The 24,206-nt window shown below is 53.9% G+C and carries 19 protein-coding genes, 1 tRNA gene and 5 pseudogenes; 9 read left to right on the forward strand and 16 right to left on the reverse strand.

What is annotated here, in order from left to right; genetic code table 11:
- Nucleotides 1-3 precede the first annotated feature (3 nt).
- The 4 genes and pseudogenes from CS369_RS03050 to argA form a co-directional block, all read right to left on the reverse strand.
- On the reverse strand, nt 4-564 hold the full coding sequence (locus CS369_RS03050) for a carbapenem biosynthesis protein CpmH (RefSeq protein ID WP_244664744.1): 561 nt from the start codon (nt 562-564) through the stop codon (nt 4-6).
- Nucleotides 554-1,024, reverse strand: coding sequence for an SUMF1/EgtB/PvdO family nonheme iron enzyme (locus CS369_RS24385; protein WP_280514704.1), 471 nt, complete (start codon nt 1,022-1,024; stop codon nt 554-556). The genes CS369_RS03050 and CS369_RS24385 overlap by 11 nt, the downstream gene beginning before the upstream one ends.
- A 32-nt stretch (nt 1,025-1,056) precedes the next feature.
- Nucleotides 1,057-1,422 (reverse strand): SUMF1/EgtB/PvdO family nonheme iron enzyme, encoded by a 366-nt coding sequence (locus tag CS369_RS24390; RefSeq protein WP_280514705.1) that lies wholly within the window; start codon nt 1,420-1,422, stop codon nt 1,057-1,059.
- Nucleotides 1,423-1,599: 177 nt separating this feature from the next.
- Nucleotides 1,600-2,926, reverse strand: a pseudogene (gene argA / locus CS369_RS03060) (amino-acid N-acetyltransferase).
- Between the two features lie 400 nt (nt 2,927-3,326).
- Between argA and amiC the strand changes: the two are divergent.
- Nucleotides 3,327-4,571, forward strand: coding sequence for an N-acetylmuramoyl-L-alanine amidase AmiC (gene amiC / locus CS369_RS03065; RefSeq protein WP_196905934.1), 1,245 nt, complete (start codon nt 3,327-3,329; stop codon nt 4,569-4,571).
- 83 nt (nt 4,572-4,654) lie between these two features.
- Here the strand turns inward: amiC and CS369_RS03070 are convergent.
- A tRNA-Met gene (locus CS369_RS03070) sits at nt 4,655-4,731 on the reverse strand.
- Nucleotides 4,732-4,946: 215 nt separating this feature from the next.
- On the opposite strand from CS369_RS03070, the gene mltA reads away from it, so the two are divergent.
- Both mltA and CS369_RS03080 read left to right on the forward strand, forming a co-directional pair.
- Nucleotides 4,947-6,077, forward strand: a complete 1,131-nt coding sequence (mltA, locus tag CS369_RS03075; RefSeq protein WP_196905935.1) for a murein transglycosylase A — start codon at nt 4,947-4,949, stop codon at nt 6,075-6,077.
- A gap of 262 nt (nt 6,078-6,339) precedes the next feature.
- Nucleotides 6,340-7,053, forward strand: a complete 714-nt coding sequence (locus tag CS369_RS03080) for an oligogalacturonate-specific porin KdgM family protein (protein ID WP_196905936.1) — start codon at nt 6,340-6,342, stop codon at nt 7,051-7,053.
- 69 nt (nt 7,054-7,122) lie between these two features.
- Here CS369_RS03080 and CS369_RS03085 read toward each other — a convergent pair whose 3' ends face one another.
- From CS369_RS03085 to CS369_RS03120, 9 genes and pseudogenes are all read right to left on the reverse strand, one after another.
- Nucleotides 7,123-7,980, reverse strand: coding sequence for a 4-hydroxy-tetrahydrodipicolinate synthase (locus tag CS369_RS03085; RefSeq protein ID WP_196905937.1), 858 nt, complete (start codon nt 7,978-7,980; stop codon nt 7,123-7,125).
- A 5-nt stretch (nt 7,981-7,985) separates the two neighbouring features.
- Nucleotides 7,986-8,501, reverse strand: coding sequence for a hypothetical protein (locus tag CS369_RS03090; RefSeq protein ID WP_244664745.1), 516 nt, complete (start codon nt 8,499-8,501; stop codon nt 7,986-7,988).
- Nucleotides 8,458-8,691 carry a TetR/AcrR family transcriptional regulator gene (locus CS369_RS22945; RefSeq protein WP_244664746.1) on the reverse strand — a complete coding sequence of 78 codons (234 nt, stop codon included), beginning with the start codon at nt 8,689-8,691 and terminating at the stop codon, nt 8,458-8,460. Before CS369_RS22945 ends, CS369_RS03090 begins: the two co-directional genes overlap by 44 nt.
- Before the next feature lie 15 nt (nt 8,692-8,706).
- Nucleotides 8,707-9,908 (reverse strand): annotated as a pseudogene (locus tag CS369_RS03095) (M20 aminoacylase family protein).
- Nucleotides 9,905-10,696, reverse strand: coding sequence for an SDR family oxidoreductase (locus CS369_RS03100; RefSeq protein ID WP_196905938.1), 792 nt, complete (start codon nt 10,694-10,696; stop codon nt 9,905-9,907). The pseudogene CS369_RS03095 and the gene CS369_RS03100 overlap by 4 nt, the downstream one beginning before the upstream one ends.
- Nucleotides 10,693-12,419: pseudogene (locus CS369_RS03105) on the reverse strand (ABC transporter ATP-binding protein). Before CS369_RS03105 ends, CS369_RS03100 begins: the two are co-directional and overlap by 4 nt.
- Entirely contained in the window at nt 12,416-13,291 is an 876-nt protein-coding gene (locus CS369_RS03110; protein ID WP_196905940.1) for an ABC transporter permease, read from the reverse strand. The pseudogene CS369_RS03105 and the gene CS369_RS03110 overlap by 4 nt, the downstream one beginning before the upstream one ends.
- Nucleotides 13,292-13,452: 161 nt before the next feature.
- Nucleotides 13,453-14,028 carry an ABC transporter permease gene (locus tag CS369_RS03115; protein WP_244664747.1) on the reverse strand — a complete coding sequence of 192 codons (576 nt, stop codon included), beginning with the start codon at nt 14,026-14,028 and terminating at the stop codon, nt 13,453-13,455.
- Between the two features lie 55 nt (nt 14,029-14,083).
- A complete protein-coding gene (locus tag CS369_RS03120) occupies nt 14,084-15,640 on the reverse strand; it encodes an ABC transporter substrate-binding protein (RefSeq protein ID WP_196905941.1) in 1,557 nt (518 codons plus the stop codon).
- Between the two features lie 573 nt (nt 15,641-16,213).
- Between CS369_RS03120 and CS369_RS03125 the strand changes: the two are divergent.
- Nucleotides 16,214-18,432 (forward strand): annotated as a pseudogene (locus CS369_RS03125) (molybdopterin-dependent oxidoreductase).
- A 91-nt stretch (nt 18,433-18,523) separates the two neighbouring features.
- The gene (tcdA, locus tag CS369_RS03130; RefSeq protein ID WP_196905942.1) at nt 18,524-19,345 is read left to right on the forward strand and encodes a tRNA cyclic N6-threonylcarbamoyladenosine(37) synthase TcdA; all 822 of its coding nucleotides are present in this window, start codon (nt 18,524-18,526) and stop codon (nt 19,343-19,345) included.
- 394 nt (nt 19,346-19,739) lie between these two features.
- Here tcdA and csdE read toward each other — a convergent pair whose 3' ends face one another.
- Complete coding sequence (gene csdE / locus CS369_RS03135; protein WP_374191024.1) at nt 19,740-20,195, reverse strand: cysteine desulfurase sulfur acceptor subunit CsdE; 456 nt, start codon at nt 20,193-20,195, stop codon at nt 19,740-19,742.
- A gap of 10 nt (nt 20,196-20,205) precedes the next feature.
- Entirely contained in the window at nt 20,206-21,411 is a 1,206-nt protein-coding gene (csdA, locus tag CS369_RS03140; RefSeq protein ID WP_196905943.1) for a cysteine desulfurase CsdA, read from the reverse strand.
- Nucleotides 21,412-21,584: 173 nt separating this feature from the next.
- On the opposite strand from csdA, the gene CS369_RS03145 reads away from it, so the two are divergent.
- From CS369_RS03145 to rlmM, 4 genes and pseudogenes are all read left to right on the forward strand, one after another.
- Entirely contained in the window at nt 21,585-21,806 is a 222-nt protein-coding gene (locus CS369_RS03145; protein WP_196905944.1) for a YgdI/YgdR family lipoprotein, read from the forward strand.
- 451 nt (nt 21,807-22,257) lie between these two features.
- Nucleotides 22,258-23,181 (forward strand): transcriptional regulator GcvA, encoded by a 924-nt coding sequence (locus CS369_RS03150; protein WP_196905945.1) that lies wholly within the window; start codon nt 22,258-22,260, stop codon nt 23,179-23,181.
- A 48-nt stretch (nt 23,182-23,229) separates the two neighbouring features.
- On the forward strand, nt 23,230-23,625 hold the full coding sequence (locus CS369_RS03155) for a DUF423 domain-containing protein (protein ID WP_196905946.1): 396 nt from the start codon (nt 23,230-23,232) through the stop codon (nt 23,623-23,625).
- A pseudogene (gene rlmM, locus CS369_RS03160) lies at nt 23,618-24,142 on the forward strand (23S rRNA (cytidine(2498)-2'-O)-methyltransferase RlmM); the annotation flags it as partial. The gene CS369_RS03155 and the pseudogene rlmM, both read left to right, overlap by 8 nt.
- Nucleotides 24,143-24,206 lie beyond the last annotated feature (64 nt).

Consider the following 24,206-nt stretch of genomic DNA (forward strand, 5'->3'; position numbering starts at 1 on the left):
CCGCTAAAAATCCAGCTCTACCGGAATTGGAGGGCTGTGAAGCATCAGCTTTCCCTGCTTGGTTATGCGAAACGTGGCGGAATAACGCGTTTTGGTGCTGCCAGCGATCAGGTTGTCCGCTTCGCTAAAGGCAAAACGCAGCGAAGCATTGCTGGCCCAAAGTGCTAGCTGGGTTAAGCGGTAGGTGAAATAGACCGCATTCATCCCCTGTGCAACGGGCTCAATCGTGATGATGCGGTCAAGTTCCATGCGCCCAAAGCAGAGATCGTCCGCGGTGCACCACATTGGCTCGGCCTCCGGCTCATAGACAATGTTCTCTCCCTGACGTGTCTCCCGTGCCAATCCGGCATCTACGAGTGCCTGCATGCGCCCGGTGATCCAGGGCGCATCCTGGGCGTTACTGTATACTGGCCATTGCTTTACACCGAGGCAATGCGCAGGCTCTGCGGCAAAATAGTCACGTAATGCCCGCTGATAGTCACTGTTTGTCGGCTGGGCCCAGAGGCTGCTTGGGAACAGTGCAACCCAGGATAATAAAAGGAGCAGCGCGTGTTTAAGGTTCATGCAATGTCCTTACCAGGCGAAAACCGAGATCTGACATCATAAAACCCGGCGTATGTGCATCACACCCGCTGCGCAGGTTTCCTTGTGTCATATAGCTCTCGCCACAGAACAGGTAGAGCGTTTTACCACCTTCAACCGCAATGGTATCGTTAAGCCACTGAGACACATTACCGCTCATGTCATACAGCCCAAGAGCATTAGGTCGTTTTGATGCGACGGGGCGAGTACCGAACGTGGTAGCCTCCTGAGAGGCGAAATGGGCAACGATCTCTGGCGTGTTACTGCCAGCATAATAGAAGCCATAGGTTCCGTTCGCCAAACCGGGAGCGCCGCACCTGGCCGCCACCTCCCATTCATTACGTGATGGCAAACGGTAGCCTGAGGCATGAGGGTCGGTGCGAATGGTCTGTTCTGCGTCTGGCTCAGGCTGCTGTTTAAGCGGTTGCCCATCGCTGGCCAAATAATAGTAGGGCGCTAATCCCTAGCGAATACTCAAGGCATTGAAAAAATAATGACATCCCACCAAGAGACATTGGTGACAGGATGCTTGCCACCGTCTTGTTCGGGCACGAGACAATCTTCGAAGTGTGCGCCGTTGCATCCACCTTCAATCATGTAGCCTTGCTCCGCAGCCCATGCCAGCAGGTCGTGATAGAAGTGATAGGTGACTGCGGTAGTCATGATGTTATAAGCGGCAAGCGAGGTGTTGGCGTGCTCGGCATAGGCATGCTGACCAAAAACCGGACCAACGTAATAGTGGCCTGTTTTGACAGTGATTTCGTAAATGTGCAGCGGCGTGACGCAAGCGGCCTGAAACATCAGCCCCATGCCGAGCAGCATAAAGAGTGCTTTGCTCATGGTATTCCTGTACCGGTGTTGCTGTCCTGTATGGCCGCTGTGGTGGCCGGGCAGTGACGTGCATTACGCGAGCATTCTACGTGCTGAGGCGCGATAAGTCTCTGCACGATTGCTCAGGGTAGGGAGATAATGGCAATGCCGGTATACAGGGTTGCATACCGGCGTGATGCGAGAGGATTACAGGTCGATCACCAGGATTTTGGAACGGCGCTGGTAGTTATACAGTTCCTGCTTGCGTTTGGGCAGCATCTCCACCTCGGCGGGCTGAAAGCCGCGCTCCTGGAACCAATGGATGCTGTGCGTGGTGAGAACGAACAGTTTCTTCAGCCCCTGCTGACGTGCCTGTGCCGCCACGCGTTGCAGCAACATGTCTCCGCGCGAGGAACTGCGATAGTCAGGATGTACCGCGACGCAGGCCATTTCTCCTATGCTCTATTCAGGGAACGGGTACAACGCGGCGCAGGCGATGGTCAGGTTATCGCGGACCACCACGGTAAACTTATCGATCTCCATTTCCAACTGCTCACGTGAGCGGCGCACCAGAATCCCCTGTTGTTCCAGCGAGCGGATCAGCTCGAGAATGCCGCCAATATCATTAATGGTGGCACGGCGCACTTGCTCCGCGTTCTCCATGACGATCTGCGTACCGATACCGTCGCGAGAAAACAGTTCTTGCACCAATACCCCGTCTTCCTGATAGCTGATCAGGTGACTACGGCGCACGCCGCTCCGGCATGCGCGCACGGCACCACGCGGAAAGCGCACGGTTCCCGAGTTATAATCGCCATCGGCTTCACGCTCTTCAATACAGCGCTGGGCATCGTCGGGAAACAGTTCAGAAATGATGGTGCCATCCTGCGTGGTAACCCCTTGAGATGAACAGAAGCCAATCATTTTCTCAGCTTTCAGTTTAATAGCCAACTGGGTAGCCACTTCTTCAGACGTCAGATTGAAACTCTCGCCCGTGACTGATACGGCTACCGGGCCGAGCAGCACAATGGCGCCGCTGTCTAACTGGCGATGTATCGCCGCTTCATCGATACGCCGGATGCGACCGCTATGGCAGTAGTCCACGCCATCATCGACCCCTAACGGTTGGGCGATAATAAAATTACCGCTTACCACGTTGATGTGCGTGGCCCTGTAGCGGCGTGTTATTCAAGCTCATGGAAAGACGCGCGGTGATATCCAGTTGCAACATGCCTGCGGCCTGTTTCACCAGATCTAGCGTGTTGCTGTCGGTGACACGGGTATGTTTATGATAACGCGGCTCGAAATGGTGTGTGGTCAGGCTGGCGTCAATCTGCGGGCGGGCACCATAGACCACCAACAGCTTGATGCCGAGGCTATGCAGCAGACCAATATCGTTGACGATGTTGGCGAAGTTTTCATGTTCAATAGCTTCACCGCCCAGCATGATGACAAAGGTTTTTCCGCGATGCGCGTTGATATAATGAACCGAATGGCGGAAGCCTTGGACCAGTTCTGTACTATGTTCCTTCACTGCGAGCCTCTCTGAGTGAATTTTTATTCGTAATTCGTGTATTTTTATTCTGATTGAACGAAAAGGCAAGGAGTAAGTCTCACAATTCGGGCGTGTTCAGCGTTATTACCCTCTTTCTCTGTGCTGTGCTGATTTCCGTTTTGAATGAATGACTTGCTCTCCGGCCGTTTATACGCCGATACGATGATTTTTACATGACAGAGGTGGGAAAATTCGTTAAAGTTTTTAGATTGTTAATACTGACTTTATCTTTTTCGCGTAATATCGCGGCAAATTACCTGTTGGTCTGTGTTTTTTCTGCCTGATATCACCGTTTGGGCACTCGCGCCAGTGCCTGTTTGCGACAGCATCACAATGACTACAGCACCACAATAACGACAGCATAACGAATTGGAGTGGCATGTCTTATTCGAATCACAATCAGACTCGCCGCCGCCTCTTGCAAGGCGCGGCGGCAACCTGGTTATTGAGCGTCAGCGGCGCCGGATGGGCTGCTGCCGCCCAGGTGATCGCCGTTCGCGTCTGGCCTTCCTCAGCCTATACCCGCGTCACGTTAGAGTCTAACCGCACGCTAAAATACAAGCAGTTTATGCTAACCAATCCCGACAGGCTGGTTGTGGATATCGAAGATATCCAACTCAACAGTGTGTTGAAAACGGTTTCGCAGCAGTTTCAGTCTGACGATCCGCTGATCAAAGAAGCCCGCATTGGGCAGTTTGATCCCAAAACGGTGCGTCTAGTTTTAGAGCTGAAGCAAGCCACCAATCCGAAAGTCTTTACCCTTGACCCTATTGCAGAGTTTAAACACCGCCTGGTGTTGGATCTCTACCCAGCGGTAGGACGCTATGACAGTGCCGACGATCCGCTCCTGGCGCTGTTGGAAGATTACAACAAGGGCGATCTGGAGAGTAAATTACCGCCGGAAGCGCCGTTGGCGGGTAAAGCGGGGCGCGATCGTCCGTTGGTTATCATGCTCGATCCCGGGCATGGCGGTGAAGATCCTGGAGCCATCGGTAAAAACCGCACGCGCGAGAAAGATATTGTGTTGCAGATTGCGCGGCGGTTACGCAGCCTGATTGAGCGTGAACCCAATATGAAGGCGTATATGACGCGCAATGAGGATGTGTTTATCCCTTTGCGCGTGCGGGTGGCGAAAGCACGTAAGCAGCGTGCCGATCTGTTTGTTTCGATTCACGCGGATGCCTTCACTAACCGTGCGGCGCGCGGTTCTTCGGTGTTTGCCCTGTCAAAGAAAGGTGCAACTAGCACCGCAGCGCGTTTTTTGGCGGAAACGCAAAACGAATCCGATCTGATTGGTGGCGTGAGCATGAGTGGCGATCGTTATCTCGACCATACGCTGTTTGATTTGGTGCAGACCGCGACCATCAGCGATAGTTTGAAATTTGGCGGAAAAATCCTTAAGCAGCTTGGCAAAGTGAATAAGTTGCACAAGAACAAAGTCGATCAGGCCGGGTTTGCGGTATTAAAAGCGCCCGATATTCCCTCGATTCTGGTAGAAACGGCGTTTATCAGCAATCTGGAAGAAGAGCGTAAATTGCGCACCAGTCACTTTCAGCAGCAAATTGCGGAATCTATTCTAGCGGGGATCAAGGCGTATTTTGCCAGCGTGGGCAATCGTAAGTGAGGCGCTTTCGGTATTGATTGGCTAAAAACAAAAAAACACCCGTCAGGGTGTTTATTGTTGGCAAGCTTCTTGATTCAAGAAGTTGGTTGCGGGGGCCGGATTTGAACCGACGACCTTCGGGTTATGAGCCCGACGAGCTACCAGGCTGCTCCACCCCGCGTCCGTGGATGCGCACTATACTCTCCATTGCCGGGTATGCAACCCCTATTTGAAAAAAAGTGGCAGTTACCTGCACGTCTGACGGTTTTATCTGCACTTTGATTGATTTTTATTCACCTTCATTCACTTATGAAGATTGGCGCGTTTTCTTATAGATATGCCTTTGTTATTGTGCGGTCACTGATTTGGCTGGCTGTAATGAGAGCGAAAGAGAAAATGAGAGGATGTTGGGGTAAATATGTGCTGACCGGGGTGGTGATCGCCATTCTGGCCGGGTGTCAGTCCAGGCCGACCGACCGTGGGCAGCAGTATAAAGATGGGCGACTTGAGCAGCCGCTTGCGCTCGTTAATGAACCTAACGCTACCGGAAAGCCTATTAATGCAGGCGATTTCGTTAACCAGGTGACAGAGATTAAGAACGCCTCCCCCGCGCTGTACCCCCGTAATCAGGACATCTTTCAGGCCATTCAACGTTGGATGCAGGCCGGTGCCGACACGCGTAACCTGAGCCAGTTCGGGCTTAATGCCTGGCAAATGGAGGGCGTGGATAATTTTGGTAACGTGCAGTTTAACGGGTATTACACGCCGGTCGTGCAGGCGCGTTACACCCGTCAGGGTGAATTCCAACACTCGCTTTATGGTATGCCAGCCCCCAACAAAAAGAGCCGTCGCTTACCCGATCGCTCGGGTATTTATGCCGGTGCGCTGGGCGAACGCAATGTCCTTGCCTGGACCAACTCGCTGATGGACAACTTTTTGATGGAAGTGCAGGGGAGCGGTTATGTGGATTTCGGTGATGGCCGACCGCTGACATTCTTTGCCTATGGCGGCAAGAATGGGAATGCCTATCGCAGTATTGGCAAAGTGTTGATCGACAGAGGCGAAGTGCCTAAAGAAGAGATGTCGATGCAGGCGATCCGCCACTGGGGCGAGACACACTCCGAGTATGCTGTACGTGAACTGCTGGAGCAGAATCCTTCTTTTGTTTTCTTTAAACCGATGTCATCCGCGCCAGTGAAGGGCGCGAGCGCTGTGCCGTTGATTGCCAAAGCCTCTGTAGCGTCCGATCGCTCGCTGATCCCACCGGGCACGGCCTTGCTGGCAGAAGTCCCGTTGCTTAACAACGAAGGGAAATTCACCGGCCGTTACGAGATGCGCATGATGGTGGCGCTTGACGTGGGGGGAGCCATCAAAGGCCAGCATTTTGATATCTATCAGGGGATCGGGCATGAGGCCGGTCATGCCGCCGGGTATTACAACCATTATGGTCGTGTCTGGGTGCTGAAAAATAATGCAGCATCTTCCTTCAGCACTACGCCTTTATTAATGCAAAGCGCCGTGCGTTAACGCATCCTTTATCAATGTCGGGAAAGAATAACTTTGCCGACATTTTTATTGAGCAGCGGTTTATTTTATTATTACTGCTTATGCCATATTCTGGATAAAATGATAAAAATAACGTTGTTTGCGAAAATGAACTTATTGTTACACTCTTCTGGCGCATAAATTTGATACGCCGTCATTTATCGCGGTAGGGATCATCTTCGTCTGCGAAGTTGTTGACGTCATCATAATAGCAGTAATGCGGTTTGACTCTCGGGGAAATACAATGAAATTAAAGTTAGTAACGTTGGCAATCACTTCATTGGTTGCGCTCAATACGTTGGCAGCGACTATCGATTATCGTCACGAATTCAAAGATACCTTAAACAGCGATCATAAAGACCGTTTGCTGTTTTCTCATCGTTTTGAGCAAGGTTTTGGTCTGTCAGTCGAGGCTTGCTGGGGACAGCACGCTAATGATAAAACGCCAAACAAACCGTTTAACGAAAGCGTCAGCAACGGCACGGAAGTGATTGCCAGCTATCTGTATAACTTCAATAAAACCTTCTCGTTAGAGCCGGGTTTTTCTCTGGATTCAACGTCTAGCGTCAACAACTACCGCCCCTATTTACGTGGTAAAGCCAATCTGACTAACGATCTTTCTGTCTCATTGCGTTATCGTCCATATTATAAACGCACGAGCGGTAATATTGGAACGTCGGGTCGTACTTCTGAAAATGGTTATAATCTGACCTCGGTTGTTGCCTACAATTTTCTTAAAGACTACACAATTGAATATGAATTGGATTATCAAAAAGCCAATGCTGCCGGCATAAAATTGGCAGATAACGAAAGTTATTCTTTTGGTCATGATGTGAAGTTGAGCTACAAGTGGGATAAAAACTGGCGTCCCTTCGTGGCGGTGGGAAATGTTCCTGAATCAGGAACCACGGATAATCGTCAAACACATTATCGCGTTGGGGTTCAATACAGTTTCTGATGAGGCATGTGGTGATAAAATAAAAGCCGCCTGATTATTCAGGCGGCTTTTTTATGCAGCGTTAAATCATTAACCTTTAAAACCGTACTTTTTGCTCAGACCCAGTTCGTTGACGATACGAATACCGTTCTGTAATGCATCGCCTTGCAGGTCGCGCAGCGGCCGACGCAGGCTGCCTGCCGGCAAGCCGATGGCTTTCATCAGCGATTTTACCGCCACTGGGTTGATGGCCGAATAGGTGTAGTGCAACAGCGGCAGCAAGTGTTGGTAAGCGGTGCGGAAGCGTGCAGCATCGTCGCCGTTTTTACACGGACGTGAAATGTCTGCCAGTTCTGCCGGCGCAATGTTGCCGGTCATGTTGGCGGTACCGTGTCCACCGAGTGACATGGTTGGAACCACCAGTCCCAAGTTGGGGGAGTCGCAGCACATGACCGAAACGTCCGGGTTGCCAGCCAGTACTTGCGCCACCTGTCCCACGCGAGTGGTGGATTCTTTATGTACCACATAGTTCGGGTGTTTGAAGATGCGCGGCAGATCGGTGGCATCTGCCACTTCAAGGAAATAGCTTTCGATATCGCTTTCCGGTGCGCAGATATAGGCTGGTGCTGCGATGATCGCGCCGTCTGCGCCGTTGTCTTGCGCATAGCGCACATAATCGATGGTGGTGTCAGTGTTGTTGCCGGTGCAACCGAAGAAAATCTTCATGTCACCCTGACGGAATTGCGCTGTACGGAGAATAATGGCCTTACGCTCTTCCGGCGACAACATGGATACTTCACCGGTTGAACCCATGATCAGCACGGCGGAGGTGCCGTTTTCAACCTGAAACTGCAACAGCGTTTCAAATGCGCCGAAATCGACGCTGCCGTCCTCGTTGAACGGGGTAATCAGCGCTACAAAGGAGCCTTCAATTTTGGGTTTACTCATGATTTTCAGCCTGCGTTATTTTCTGACGGTGTGAAGAACGGCACGGACGGCGCGTGTGAAAGCGTCTCCATGCGGTGAATGTGAGAGATATCGTTATGGGAAGGCGCGCAAAAACCGGTGCTGACGAAGGTAAGCAAGTGCGCCAGCACCTGTTCGTCGTCACGGTTATCGCATAGCCCTTGTGACAGTAAAGCCAACCTGCCCGAACGTGGATCGGCATCGGTCAGCACATGCATGGCGGCACCGCGGGCAAATTCATATCGCCAAATCACCGCGGCACACGCCAGATGCGGCAAGGTGCGCGAAAGGGCATCAATAAACCGATGTGCCACATGGTCGAACTGTGCGGAAAGCAAAGACGTGACGCTGTGTTCCGGTGTGGCGCGTAAGTGTTGCAACAGTCGCACCACAATACGTCCGCCATCGGGGGTTTTGGCCGTTTTCACCAGTGGGCGCAACAGCGCATTCAGCAGCACTTCAATCGTAATGAAGCGATCGCCATAGCGGGCCCAACACGGCATCCAGCACCGCGTGCAGCAGGCCATCCTTGGAGCCGAAGTAATAGTTTACCGAGGCCAGATTTACCTGCGTGGCCTGAGTAATTTCACAGATAGTGGTCAGTTCAGAGCCTTTATGAGCAAAACGTGCAATCGCCTCTTGCAGGATGCGCTGACGGATTTCCGGTTGTTTCTGTCTTGTCGCTGTGGTCATGGCAGTATCCTTGATTCAGGCGCTTTTCAGCTCCTGATACACCAGAGCGGCCCAATACTGGACGCCGACAGGAATCAGGTCATCGTTAAAGTCGTAGTGCGGCGTGTGCAGCGCGGCGGTATCGCCGTTACCGACCATCATGAATGCACCAGGGCGCTGTTCCAGCATGTAGGCGAAATCTTCAGCGCCCAGTAGTGGTGTCATATTTGGGTTCACGCTGGTGACCGTATGTGCGGCACGAATCGCACGGTCGGTGGCGTCGGCATCGTTCACCAGCACCGGGTATTGATAGTCATAAGTCACTTCCGCGCCCGCACCGTAACCCTGGGCACAATGTTGTGCCAGCGTCTCAAGGCGGGAAGCCAGCAGTTCACGAATCACGGGCGAATAGCTGCGCCCCGTGCCTTTGATACGCACGCTGTCGGGAATGACGTTCGGAGCATTGGCATCACCCGCCTGAATGTGACCGATACTCAACACGGCAGACTCCATTGCCGGCACGTTACGGCTGACGATGGTTTGCAGTGCGCTGATAAACTGTGCCGCGGGCAAAGTGGGATCGATAGACAGGTGTGCGCCCGATCCACCGTGTCCTCCCGTGCCGCGAAATACCACCTGCCAGGTATCACTGGCGCACAGCATCGGCCCGGCGCGCAGCGCAGCGCAAACGTGCCAAGAGGGACACCCGGTTTGTTGTGCAAACCGTAAAGGGCATCGCAGGGGAAGCGTTCCAACAAGCCGTCGTTAAGCATGGCCGGTGCGCCACCTAACCCTTCTTCTGCCGGTTGAAAAATAAAGTGTACGGTGCCGGCAAAATCGGGGTGCAGTGACAGATAGCGCGCTGCGCCCAGCAGCATGGCCACATGACCATCATGGCCGCAGGCGTGCATCTTGCCCGCGTGCGCAGAGGCATAAGGCAGCCCGGTTTGTTCGTGGATATACAGCGCATCCATATCGGCACGCAAGCCGAGGCATCCTGTGCCGGAATAACGCCCTGTTAGCGTGGCGACGATGCCCGTCCCTCCGATATCGGTGGTAACCTCAATGCCCCATTCGGTTAAGGTGCTCGCAATCAAACGCGCGGTTTGCCACTCTTCGAAACCGATTTCTGGGTGCTGGTGAATCTGGCGGCGCAGTGCCGTCAGTTCGGGCAATAAGGTGTCTACTGTCGCCTTATTGACGCGCGGCGTCTCTGTTGTGGGTACAGATGGCGTCATGATGATTCCTTAAAAAGTGCGGGATAGCTGCCGCCATCAATCAACAGGTTTTGTCCGGTGATAAAACCAGCCTGCTGCGAGCAGAGAAACGGACAGGTGGCACCAAACTCTTCGGGTTGACCATAGCGCTGAGCCGGGTTAGCCGCCGCTCGTTCCTTGTGGATTGCTGAAAAATCACGCCCGGTTTGTTCGCTCAGCGACTGGATGTGGTGCCATTGGCCTTCGGTATCGAAGATGCCAGGCAGAATATTGTTGATCGTCACGTTGCGGTGCACTTGTGTGCGCGCCAACCCGGCGACAAAGCCCGTCAGGCCGGAGCGTGCACTGTTGGACAAGCCCAGTTCCAGTTGTGGGATCTTGACGCTGCGCGAGGTGATGTTGATGATGCGGCCAAAACCACGCTCTGCCATGCCATCAACAGTGAGGCACATTATGGTAATCGGGCCGAGCATCATGCTGTCTAGAGCATCGAGCCAATCCTGTCTCTGCCATTCGCGAAAATCACCCGACGTTGGGCCGCTGGCGTTATTGATCAGAATGTCGGGAGCAGGGCAGGCGTTAATGGCCGCTTGTCGGCCTGCTTCTGTAGTGATATCCGCCACAACGGCATTAGGACGCACGCCGGTTTGCAGCAAAATGCTCTCTTGGGCTTCGTGCAATGCCTGTGCGGTGCGTGACAGTAAGGTGACTTCAACCCCTTCCTGTGCCAGTTGCAGCGCGGCTGCTTTTCCCAGCCCACGGCTGGCTCCCCACACCAATGCTTTTTTTCCTTGAATGCCCAAATTCATGCAGTTTGTCTCTCTGTCAGGTGGACGGTTGGGGTCGTGCTCACAGGGATCTCTTGTGCAGTAAGCGGCGTCGTGCCTGGTACTGCATCGATGAGTTTTCGGGTATACGGGGGTTGCGCTGATGCCAGATGCGGTAACTGTCGCCTTGTTCAACGCAGTTGCCGTTATGCATCACCATCACGTTATCGGCGATATAGCGCACCACGGCCAAATCGTGCGAGATAAACAGTAGCGCCAGCCCCATCTCGTTTTTCAGTTCCACCAGCAGGTTGAGAATTTGTGCCTGAATGGACACATCTAGCGCAGATACCGGCTCATCGCAGATCACCAGCGACGGTTTGATCACCAGTGCGCGAGTTATCCCGATGCGTTGGCGCTGTCCACCAGAAAACTCGTGCGGGTAACGCTCCAGACTGCGTTGTGGCAGCCCGACCTTATCAAGGATGTCGCGCACGGCGCGTTGGCGTTCGGCACGCGAGCCCATGCCGTGTACCACCAGTGGCGTTTCCAGAATGTGCTGAATGCTGTGGCGCGGGTTAAGCGACGCGTAAGGATCCTGAAATATCATCTGCACACTCTGACGCAGTGACGCCAGGCGTGACGCGTTGTGGTGGGTGATATCCTCACCGTCAAAAATGATGCTGCCCTGTGAGGTGGGCAGCAGGCGCAGGATGGTTTTTGACAGGGTCGATTTTCCGCAGCCGGATTCGCCGACCAGCCCCAGGGTTTCTCCCTGATGGATATCCAGCGATACGCCATTCACCGCGCTGACTTTCCCTTGTGCGGTATGATATTCGGTATGGACATCGCGCAGTGACAGCAGCGGCTGTTGATCGGTTTGGCGCGGGCTGTGCACCAACGGCAGCGGTGTAATCAATGTGAAAGCAGAACCTTGCGCGTCAGGCTGGTGATGGATTTCCGGCAGGCGCGAATCCCGGTAATGCATGTCCTGATCCATATGCAGCGAGGTGCCCAGCAGACCGCTCGTGTAGGGGTGTTGCAGTGCGCTGAACAGCTGCGCGGTGGCAGCCTCTTCGACCTTTTGCCCGGCGTACATTACCGTCACTCGATCGGCCCACTGCGATACCAAACCGAGATCGTGCGTGATCAGCAGCAGCCCCATCGACAATTCGCGTCTCAGCCTGTCCAGCAGCGCCAGAATTTGGGCTTGAATGGTGACATCGAGCGCCGTGGTGGGTTCATCGGCAATCAGCAAGCGTGGCTGACAGGCAACCGCCATGGCGATCATCACGCGCTGGCGCTGTCCGCCGGAGAGGTTATGTGGGTAATCATCAACGCGACGGGCCGGCTCGGGGATCCGCACCAGATCCAGCAATTCAATGGCTCGCTTGCGCGCAGCGACTGGGGTTAATTGCTGGTGCACATGCAGCGTTTCCGCAATTTGCTGGCCGATGCTCAACACCGGGTTTAGCGATGTCATCGGTTCCTGAAAGATCATCGAAAGCTGATTGCCGCGTCGTTGGCGCATTTGTGCATCGGACAACGTCAGCAGGTTTTGCCCGTCAAACAGAATTTCCCCCTGCAATCGCGCGCTGTCAGGTAGCAGGCGCATCAGCGACAGGGCGGTGGCGGATTTGCCGCAACCGGATTCACCCACCAGTGCCAGCGTTTCATTGGCATTCAGCGTCAGGTTCAAACCGCGTACTGCGTCATGGCTGGGAAAGGTGACGCGCAGATCGTTGATGGTGAGTAACGAGGTCATGATGCTCTCCTGCGCAAACGGGAGTTCAACGCGTCGTTAAGCGCATCACCGGATAAAACCGTCAGCACCAGTGCGCCGCCGGGCAGGGCAGTGAGGAACCAGGGGGTGCGCAGCGATTCGCGCCCGGCACCGATCATGCTGCCCCAACTGACCCGGTTAGGGTCGCCAAAACCGAGAAACGCCAATGCGGATTCAATCAGAATGGACGACGCCACCATCACCGAGGTGGTCACGATGATCGACGGCAGAGCGTTCGGCAGCATTTCCTGAAAGATAATACGCAGAGACGAAAAGCCCTGACTGCGGGCAGCCAGTACAAAATCACTGGCGCGTAGCGAACGAAACTCCGCGCGTACCAGACGGGCAATGGTCGGCCAGGAGGCAATCCCGATCGCACTAGAGATCAGGCCAATCGAGGGATTGCCAATGGCTACCAGCACGACCACCAGTAAGAACGTGGGAAAGGTTTGAAACAGCTCGGTGATATGCACCAACACATCGTCGATTGTGCCGCCGAAATAGCCTGCCAATGCACCGACGACGGTGCCGATAGCCAGGCTGACCAACACAGCGCTGAAGCCTATTTGCAACGAAACCTGTGAACCGTGCACAATGCCGGCGGCCACGTCGCGACCCAGAGAATCGGTTCCCAGTGGGAACTGGGGGTCTTGTCCGGGCCATAAAAACGGCTGTGCCACCATATCCAGAGGATCGCCGGGGTAGATGAACGGGGCGAGAAACGCCATCGCCACCACCGCCAGTAGCATCAGAAAACCCGCCATGCCCGAAGGATTACGCAAAAAGGCATTCACTTCAGGCGACAGGTGGAATGTGCGGCGCGCTGGGCCTTTTTCATCAACAAGGTTACTCATATCAGGAATTACCTATTTCATTGTATTCTTGTGTTATTTCCGACCAGACTCAGTGCGCTTTAATGCGCGGATCCAACTAGGACTGGAGTAAGTCCACCAGAATATTCGCCACAATCACCAGCAGGGTGGAAAGCAGCAGTACACCCAGCAGCACGTTAAAATCACGTGCCATCAGCGCTTACAGCGCCAGCCGACCGAGGCCAACTGAATACGGTTTCAACCACGGCAGCGCCGCCAAGCAGGTTGCCAAAGTGCATACCTGCAACGGTCGTGATCGGCAGCAACGCGCAGCGCAGAATGTGGCGTACGGTGACAAACCACGGTGTAAGGCCTTTGGCATGGGCGGTGCGTATAAAATCTTGCTGGGCGATTTCCAGCATCGCCACGCGGGTTAAGCGAGCGTAAATCGCAATGAAAAAGCTGCTCAATGCCAGCACCGGAAAAATAGCGTGACGCAGCATATCCGCGACGTAGGCACAGCCAGTGAGCTCGGCACCGATGGTGATGTTGCCGCCGCTCGGCAGCCAATCAAGCTGCACGGAGAACAGAATCAGCGTCATCAACCCGATCCAGAACCCCGGCGTGGAGTAGAGCAGCAGTGCCAGCAGCAACAGCACACGGTCAGGCCATTTCCCTGCCCATACCGCCATCACTGCGCCCAGCGCGATCCCGACCACGATCACGATGCCGAGCGTCGTGGGCAGCGCATGTAATAGCGTGCGTTGCAATCTGTTCATCGTCCTACCTCTATCAAAAAAACACAGTCCCGCCGTCGCGGGACTGTCGTATTACTTACTGTTCAATCCAAACGTCAGCCAGGCTGCCATTAACACCTTGAATGCCGTTGATAAAGCCGTGGACGTGTTTGTTGTAGATAGTCAGTCGGTTGATCTGCAACAGGTTCAGGTCCGGGATCTCGGTAGCTATGATGCGTTGGAACTGTTTGTACAACTCCACACGTTTCGCCGGATCGGTCTCAACGGCAGCCTGCTCCAGCAGACGGTCTACTTCCGGGTTACTGTAGTGCGAGCCATTACCAAACGGAACGCCCGGTGAGTAGGTTTTAGACCAGTAGAGACGCTGCACGCCAACCGCCGGATCGAACAGGTTGGAAATGGAGCCGTTGTTGAAGTCAAAGTCGCGGTCGGTATAGACCCGTTTAACAAAGGTGGCGAAGTCTTGTGAGCGGATGGTGACGTCAATATCCACTTTAGCCAACGCGGATTTCAGGTATTCAGCGACGCGTTTAAAGCTGTCGCCGTAAGGCATAAAATCGTGTACCAGTTGGAAGCAAATACCGTTGGCCTGACGCGGGAAGCCCGCTTCATCCAGCAGTTTGTTTGCCTTGGCGATATCGAAATTGTACGGTGACGGCGTGCTGTCGTGGAACTGCGTCAGTTCCGGCGTAATCCCTGTGGGAGAGTTCGAGGCATAGCCATACCACACCACTTTTTTCAGCACGTCGAGATTGATGCTGTGCGCGATCGCCTGACGAACCTTAAGGTTTTTCAGGTACGGGTTATCCAGGTTGAACTCGATACGGGTTTGCGTCGGACTGTAGCCATAACCGCGGGTTTCAATGCCCAGTTTCGGGTTCTTCTTGATGCGCTCAATTTCACTCATCGGGATAGGCGTATCACTGCCCAGATCCAGCGCGCCAGTTTCCAAGGCAATGGTGCGCGTGGCGGCATCAGGAATGATTTTTACCACTAAACGATCGATATAAGGCTTGGGCTGATCCCAGTAGTTCGGGTTGCGCTCATACAGAATATGGCTGCCGCGTACCCACTCTTTAAACACAAACGGGCCAGTACCGATCGGTGCGGTGTTGTGCGGGTTGGAGAGAATATTGGTGCCTTCATAGAGATGCTTGGGCACCATAGGCGCTTCGTTAGCCGAAAACGCACTCAGCAAGTAGGGCGCAGGCTGTGATAGCTCGATGATAGCGGTATAAGGATCGGGCGTTTTTACCTCAGTGACGTTGGCAAACGTGCCTTTACCCCGGGAGTTATATTGCTTCACGGTGAGAATGGAGAAGGCGACATCCGCGGAGGTGAAGTCTTTGCCATCCGGGCTGACAGACCAGCTAGTCGCCAGTTGCGGCACCGGGTTCATGTTGAAATCGTAATCCAGCAACCCTTCGATCACTTTGGCGTTAACCTTCATCACCGCACCGCTGGTGCTGACCAGACTGGTCAGGACTGGAGGTTCGGGCTCGGCCAGAAAGTTGAGCGTGCCGCCGCGTTGTGGGGTAACACCCGGTTGCGGAGTTGCCGTATCGGCTAACCCCGGCAGACTGAATAATGAGGTTACCATTATCAGCGCAGATAATATCGCTTTATGTTTCATGGTATTTATCCGTATTTTTCAGGGATATTATCCCTGTCGATTATGCGGTTTTTTGTGAGCGTTTTTTTCGCTGATATACCAGCCTGACAGCGTAACAATTCGACGCGCTATTCAGAGGAAAAGTGCGGTAATCACGGCGATCGATAAATCACTATCAGGAAATTAACATCGGGTCATAAATAAAGGGATTGTCAGTGTGCGAGTCATCATGAATTCCTGGTTTTGGTATCTGCTATTCAATAAAAGATAACTAAAATAATTGATTATTTATTATTTCGCGTGGTGGCGAATCAATTACAGTCCGTTGCTGAGGCAAACTTTTCGACTGGGCTTATTGCGGTTAAATCCTATCCTAACGTGCGTTTTAAACAAACGTTTAAATCTGCATAAGCAAAGCTATATTCCGCATAACCCGCGTACTTGAAGTGTCTGGGGTATTTCTTTTATAACTGTGGTATTGTTTTTTACGACACTATTTTTACGCTTTTTTAACGCCATATTTTGGCGTTGTTTCTTACCAGGCCTGCGTTGTCGCGCTATCCAGGGTGACACGAAAAAGTATTGAGGTTGCGAATGGCTATTCAGCGTTATCCACATCTGGCGCATTGGGGCGCTTTTACCGCCGTCGTGGAGGACGGAAAACTGATCCGCTGCGAGCCGTTTGCCAGCGATCCGGCCCCCTCCGCGATGCTTAATTCTATCGTGCCGCTGGTCTATTCCAACAAACGTATCCGCCGCCCGGCTGTGCGTCGTTCCTGGTTACAAAAGAGTGAAAACAGCGATGGTGCGCTGCGCGGCAAAGAAGATTTTGTTGAGGTAAACTGGAATGTCGCGCTCGATCTGGTGGCGCAGGAGAACCGGCGTGTGCGCGAGCGTTACGGGGCGGACGGCTTGTTCGCCGGATCCTACGGTTGGTCTTCTGCGGGGCGCGTTCGCAGGTGCGACGTTTCTATTTCTCCGGCGGTGGTGCCGTTGATCAACAGGGAAATTACAGCTGGGGTGCGGCGCAATTCTTTTTGCCCTACGTTATTGGTACCTTTCAGCCGCTAACCGGCAAGGTAACTGAGTTGCGCAGCGTGTTAGAACACTGCAACATTTTCCTCGCGTTTGGCGGATTGGCGCTGAAAAACGCGCAGGTGGCTTCCGGTGGGGCGGGATATCACAGTCTGGAACCTGCATTGCGCCAACTGGCTGAGAAAAAGATCCCGGTTATCAACATCAGTCCGATGCGCGACGACTGTCCAGCATTTTTCGGTGCTGAGTGGATCCCGATTCGTCCAAATACCGATGTGGCGTTGATGCTGGCACTCGGTTACGAAATTCAGCGACTGGGCGCGGATGACACCGATTTTCTGCGGCGTTATTGCGTGGGCTATGATGCGTTACGCCACTATCTGACCGGTGAACGCGATGGCACACCGAAAACGCCGGAGTGGGCCAGCGCCATCACCGGCATTCCCGCCGAGCGCATTCGTCGTCTGGCGCTACAACTGATTGGCGTGCGCAGTTTTATCACCTGTGCCTATTCGGTGCAGCGTGCCCATCGCGGAGAGCAGCCGTATTGGATGATGATCGCGCTGTCGGCTATGTTGGGCCAGATTGGCCTGCCGGGCAGCGGTTTCTCCTTTGGTCACGGTTCCATGAACGGTGTTGGCAATGAGCGTATCGCATCGCCTGCGCCAGAATCCCCCTCGGTGAAGAACCCAGGGCGTGCCATTCCGGTGGCGCGTATTGCCGATATGCTGCTGAATCCCGGCCAACCCTATACTTTCAAGGGCGAAACCCATCGTTACCCCGAAATCCATCTGATTCACTGGGCCGGTGGCAATCCGTTTCACCATCACCAGCAGCTTAACCGTCTGGTTGAAGGCTGGCGCAAGCCCGAAACGGTTATCGTACAGGATATCGTGTGGACGCCCGCGGCGCAGATGGCCGACATCGTGCTGCCCGTGACCACCACGCTTGAACGTAACGATCTGGGCGGATCGTCGAGCGATCGCCATCTGTTCGCCATGCATCAGGCGCGCAATGACTATGATATTTTCAGGGAGTTGGCGGAACGACTGGGTTATGGCGATGCCTTTACCCAGGGACGTGATGAGCAGGCATGGCTGGAAGCGCTGTATGAGGAGTGCCGTGGGCGTCAGCAGGGCGTGGAATGGCCTGAGTTTGACCAGTTTTGGCAGCGCGGGCATCTGGATGTGCCACAGGGTGAGAAACCGTTTGTGTTCTTTGATGCGTTCCGCAATAGCCCTGAACAGCATCCGCTGCAAACGCCGAGCGGCAAGATTGAACTGTACAGCGATACTATCGCCCGTTACGGCTATGAGGATTTCGCCCCGCACCCAGAATGGCGTCCGCCTGTCGAGTGGCTCGGAGCCGAAACCGCAGAACGCTGGCCGCTGCATTTTATTTCCATTCAGCCATCGGATCGGTTGCATAGCCAACTGGCCGCAACACCGCAGGTGGCGGCGAATAAAACCGCAGGGAAAGAGACGCTCTACATGCACCCGCAAGATGCCAACGCGAGCGGCATTGTTGATGAGCAGCAGGTGGAAGTCTTTAACGCACGTGTTCGCATTTATGCCGGTGTCCGCGTGACCGAAGGGGTGGCTCCTGGCGTAGTGATCATGTCTACCGGTGCCTGGTTCGAGCCGGGTTTCGGTCAAAAAGAGTGGCACGCGGTGGAGCAGTCCGGCAATGCCAACGTGCTGACGCTGGATATTGGCACCTCACCGCTCACGCAGGGACCGAATGCCATGAGCTGCCTGGTGGACGTAGCTGTAGCCTGATTTTCATCACACCAGTAGCGCAACAGGTTCGATCGCTTTATGATCGGGCCTGTTTTTTTACAGCGGTTATCAGAGTTAAGGGTTGGTGGTCATGAGTGGTACGTTATCCGAAGCCTATCTGCAACGCTTCGGCGGCACAGCGCGGTTATACGGTCAGCAGGCGCTGGCGCTGTTCGCACAGGCGCATGTGTGCGTTATCGGCATTGGCGGCGTGGGTTCCTGGGCCGCAGAGGCGCTGGCGCGTACCGGTATTGGTGCGATTACGCTGATTGATATGGATGACGTCTGTGTCAGCAACACCAACCGGCAGATTCACGCGCTGCGCGAACATACCGGGCAGGCCAAAACGGAAGTGATGGCGGAGCGTATCCGTGCCATTAACCCTGAATGTCAGGTCACCTGCGTGGATGATTTTGTCACGGTGGATAACGTGGCGGAGTATCTCAACCGTGGCTTCAGCTATGTGATTGATGCGATTGACAGCGTGCGCCCGAAAGCAGCGCTGCTGGCGTACTGTCGCCGTTATAAAATTCCGGTGGTGACGACTGGCGGGGCAGGCGGGCAAATCGATCCGGCATGCATCAGCGTGGTGGATCTCGCCAAAACCATTCAGGATCCGCTGGCGGCCAAGCTGCGCGAGCGGCTTAAACATGATTTCAACGTGGTCAAGAACAGCAAAGGCCGCTTGGGCATTGACTGCGTATTTTCCGATGAGCCGCTGGTGTACCCGCAGGCCGATGGCTCGGTGTGCACATCGCGCAGCACAGCGGAAGGGGTAAAACGTATGGATTGCGCCTCCGGTTTTGGGGCTGCCACCATGGTGACCGCGACCTTTGGTTTTGTTGCGGTATCCCACGTGTTAAAGAAAATGATGGCGAAGGCGGCGCGCGAAGCACAGCAGGTTGGTTCCTGAGCGGTACGAAAATCGCTGCGTAGGTGCTGAGGAAGCCCCCAAACGTTTAGACCCAGTCTTTTTGTTGGTGCAGTGAGTGTTTCGTGCGCGTTAACCCACGCGGTTATTTGCACCGTACATCGCACGCGCCTGACACGGGGCGCTCAATCGCCCTCGCCCCGTGGCCCCTGGCTTTTCGCGGGAAATAACGCCGCTTACGCGGTGCCTTCGGGGCCCAAGCCCACTAACGGGCCGCCAGCGACGCGTTCCAGACGCGGCGCTGACTTTCGCGGCATCCTGCCGCTCACCCTGTGGTCTCGTTCCCCTCAGCGTTATTTTTTACGCGTTATAACGTCAACTAATTCAAAGAATTAAAAATAATGCCGTTTTACGCTCTTTTTCAGAGGATAATAGGCTAAGCCTGTGCGGCTATGGCTTGAATACGCCGTGCCAGCGCGGACAACCCGCTGGCGCGTGAGGCGCTGAGCTGCGCGCGCAGGCCGAGCTGGTCAAACAGGGACAATGGATCTTGTCCTAGCAAATCGGCAGCCTGTTTGCCTTCTACCGCAGTGAGCAATACAGCCAGCAAACCGCGCACGATTCGCCCGTCGCTGTCACCGTAAAAGTGCAATCGGCCATCCTGCTGTTTCTCATAGCCTAACCACACGCGATTTTCACAGCCGGACAGAGCTATGGTGTCGTTTTTCAACGCCTCCGGCAGGGCTGGAAGCTGTTTAGCCAGCAGGATCAATTGCCGATAACGCTCTTCCCACGAGCGGCAGGCATCGAAGGTGTGCTGTAAGGTCTCTGCCGTGATGGCATGGCCAAAAGGGTGAGCGGTGTGCTCTGTCATGGTGTAGGCCAGTTCCATTGTTCGTCAATCAATCTCGCAGTAAATCCAACGCATTGCCAACCGCCGTCACCAGCGCGGTGACATCATGCTCGTTATTATACGGCGCGAAAGAGGCGCGTACTGCGCCATCGAATCCAAGTGCCGCGAATAACGGTTGAGCGCAATGGTGTCCGGCGCGAACGGCAATCTGCTGCTCTGCAAGAAGCGTTGCCAGATCGTTCGGATGTACATCGGTCAGGGTAAACGACAGGATGGTCGCTTTGGGACTGCGCAGTGAGCGAAAACCGGAGAAACGTGCCAACTGCTGTTCAGCCAACTGGGCCAACCCTAGGCTATATTGCTCCGCAGCCCGCCAGTCATAGCCTTGCATCCATGTCAGCGCAGCCCCTAACCCAAGCACTTCGGCAATAGCGGGGGTGCCCGCTTCAAATCGCTGAGGAATGGCCTGCGGTGTAAACCCATCAAAAGAGACCGCGCTCATCATTTTCCCCCCACCCTGCCAGGGCGGTATGAATTCCAGCAGGTCGGCCTTGCCGTACAACACGCCAATACCGGTCGGGCCAAAAAGTTTGTGGCCGGAGAAGGCGTAAAAATCGATATCCAGCGCATGTACATCTGGTGCGCAGTGCACAATGCCTTGCGCGCCGTCGATCATCACTACGGCACCTGTCTGATGCGCCAACGCGATCGCTTTCGCCAGATCGGGTTGGCCCCCTGTCACATTAGACATCTGGCCCAGTGCCAGCAGGCGCGTGCGTGGGGTGATCAGGTCGGCTAATGCTTCCAGTTTAGGCCGTGCATCCGCGCCAATCGGCAGCTTGACGACGCGCGCACCTGTTTGCTGTGCCACCATCAGCCAGGGAATGAGGTTGGCATGGTGCTCCGCTTCGCTGACGATGATTTCATCACCCGTCTGCAAACGAGGGCGTGCATAGCTTTGTGCCACCAGATTAATGGCTTCTGTCGTTCCGCGAGTCCACACGATGCAACGCGGATCGTCGGCGTTAAGCAGGGCGGCTACCGAGCATCGAACCTGCTCGAATCGCGCTGTCACCTGCTGTGCGTGAGCATGTTGGCTGCGGTGCACGTTGCCGGTCTCGGTGGTGTAATACTGCGAGATTGCATCAATGACCGGCTGGGGTTTGAGCGCCGTCGCCGCGCTGTCCAGATAAACGCCGGATCGTGCGAGTGCAGGGAAATCATTACGAAAGGTTGCGGGATTGAATGCTGTCATGGTGTTCCTCTTCTGGCAGACGATCCTGTCGCATTTTTTACGGGGAAACAAGTTTTAGGACGATCCTTAAACGCATATTGAAATGATTTTGCTAGTCTTAACACTGTTGATAAACCGAACTATCGTTCGGCAATAGCGAAATAAGTAACCTAAAAATTTACTTGGAGTACACTATGAAGAATAAAATAGCAATTATTGCCATTGCGATGGCTACACTCTCTTTGATTACCTGTTCGAGTAATTATGTGCTGCATACCAACGACGGGCGCACCATTGTCGCTGAAGGGAAACCGAAAGTGGATGAGGACACCGGAATGATCAGTTACGTCGATGCCTACGGTCACGAGCAGCAGATCAACAGTGATAACCTGAAGGAAATGGTGGAAGCCAAATAGTTTTCCTCGGGTGTAACCTGTGTCTCGATTCCCGCACTGCCATTTCTTGCTTACCCATTCGGTAAGGCAAGAAATGGCAGCGCGGGAATTGTCATTTCTGGCACACGGAGATTTGCCGCCTGTCAGGCAAAAAAAAGCACCGCTAAAAAGCGGTGCCACATAAAAATCACTATGGACAGACAGGGTAAATGTACAGTAAGTGAAAGGTAGCCTCGGCCACCATGTCTGAAAAGCAGACAATAATAGCAAACACAACATCACAACCACAAACCAAGAGCACTTCAGGAAACGCCTGCCTCACCTTTCGTTCCGGCTCAAGGAAGTGGCGCTAATATAGGTATTTGCTGGTGCATCCTCAACGGATAAATTATAATGTCTCGGATAAAAAAAACTAATGGCTGGAACGGTGCTGCCTCCGTGCACCTCTTAGGAAAAAGAAGAACATTACCCTATGTCAAAGCGACTCCCTCCGCTCAATGCGTTGCGTGTATTTGATTCTGCCGCCCGCCACCTCAGCTTCACCAAAGCGGCGGAGGAACTGTTTGTCACACAGGCTGCTGTCAGTCATCAAATCAAGTCATTAGAAGATTTTTTGGGGCTCAAGCTGTTTCGTCGCCGCAATCGCTCTTTGCTGCTGACGGAAGAGGGGCAAAGCTACTATCTTAATATAAAAGAGATCTTCTCTTCACTCAATGAGGCGACGCGCAAGTTACAGTCACGCAGTGCCAAAGGGGCATTGACGGTCAGCCTGTTGCCCAGCTTCGCTATCCATTGGCTGGTACCGCGATTATCGAGTTTCAATGCGGAGTTTCCGGGGATTGATGTGCGAATTCAGGCGGTAGATCGCCAGGAAGATCGCCTGTCAGATGATGTGGATGTGGCGATTTTTTACGGGCGCGGCAACTGGCATGGATTGCGCGTTGAAAAGCTTTATGCTGAGTATCTGTTGCCTGTCTGTTCTCCGGTATTGCTAACGGGCAAGCATCCGCTTAAAACCCCGCAGGATCTGGTAGGGCATACCCTGTTGCATGATGCGTCTCGTCGCGACTGGTTGGCCTACACCCGGCAGCTTGGTGTGCAGATCAACGTGCAGCAAGGGCCGATTTTCAGTCACAGTGCGATGGTGTTGCAGGCGGCGATCCACGGACAGGGGGTCGCTTTGGCAAATAACGTGATGGCCCAGACCGAGATTGAAGCGGGCCGGTTAGTGTGCCCGTTTAACGACGTATTGGTCAGTAAAAATGCTTTTTATCTGGTTTGTCATGACAGTCAGGCTGAACTGGGTAAAATAGCCGCCTTTCGCCACTGGATTTTGGCGCGCGCGGCAAGCGAGCAAGAGAAGTTTCGTTTCCGCTATGACAACGCCGCACGTTGATATGTGGTGTTCGGGTAGTATTTGATTCGATTTACTGTGGAAAATACGATGAACAGTCGTTTTATGCTGATGTTTTCCGCGATCAGCGGGTTTGTGTTTGTAGCGTTGGGTGCCTTTGGTACGCATTTGCTCAGCAAATCGCTGGGCGCAGCCGAAATGGCCTGGCTAAAAACGGGGCTTGAATATCAGGCGTTTCATACGCTGGCGATTCTGGCGCTGTCGGTATTGATGCGCCAGCGCCGTAATCTGTGGTTTTATTGGAGCAGCATTGTGTTGGCGCTTGGCACCGTGCTGTTTAGCGGCAGTCTTTATTGTCTGGCGCTGTCGCACCTGCGGTTTTGGGCGTTTGTCACGTCGGTTGGCGGTCTCTTCTTCCTGACCGGATGGGTTTTGATGTTGATTGGCGTGCTGCGCCTGACAAGAAAGGCGAAAAGTAATGAATAAGGTAATTTTATATTGCCGCCCCGGTTTCGAAAAAGAGTGTGCGGCAGAGATAACGGAAAAAGCCACCGCACACGAGGTTTTTGGCTTCACCAGGGTTAAAGAAAACTGTGGCTATGTGATATATGAATGCTATCAGCATGAAGATGCCGATCGTTTAATCAAAACATTGCCGTTTGATACGCTGGTTTTTGCCCGTCAATGGTTCGTGTGCGGTGAGCTGTTGCGAGATTTGCCGCCGGAAGATCGCATTACCCCGATCGTCGGCATGCTGACTGGTGCGATTGAACGGGCTGGAGAACTGCGCGTTGAAGTACCGGACACCAATGAAAGCAAAGAATTGCTGAAGTTTTGCCGCAAGTTCACCGTGCCTTTGCGCGCGGCCCTGAAGGAAAATGGCATTCTGCTGCCGTATGAAAAGGCATCTCGTCCGGTTATCCATGTGTTGTTTATTGCCGCGGGGCATTGCTATGTGGGCTATTCCTACAGTAATAACCACTCGCCGTTTTACATGAGTATCCTGTGGGGGAGTGATCATTTCTGCATAGCCTGAAATAGCACGACGCCTTGAATGGCGCGGCTTT

The organism is Candidatus Symbiopectobacterium sp. 'North America' (assembly GCF_015762685.1).
Taxonomy (GTDB): Bacteria; Pseudomonadota; Gammaproteobacteria; order Enterobacterales; family Enterobacteriaceae; genus Symbiopectobacterium.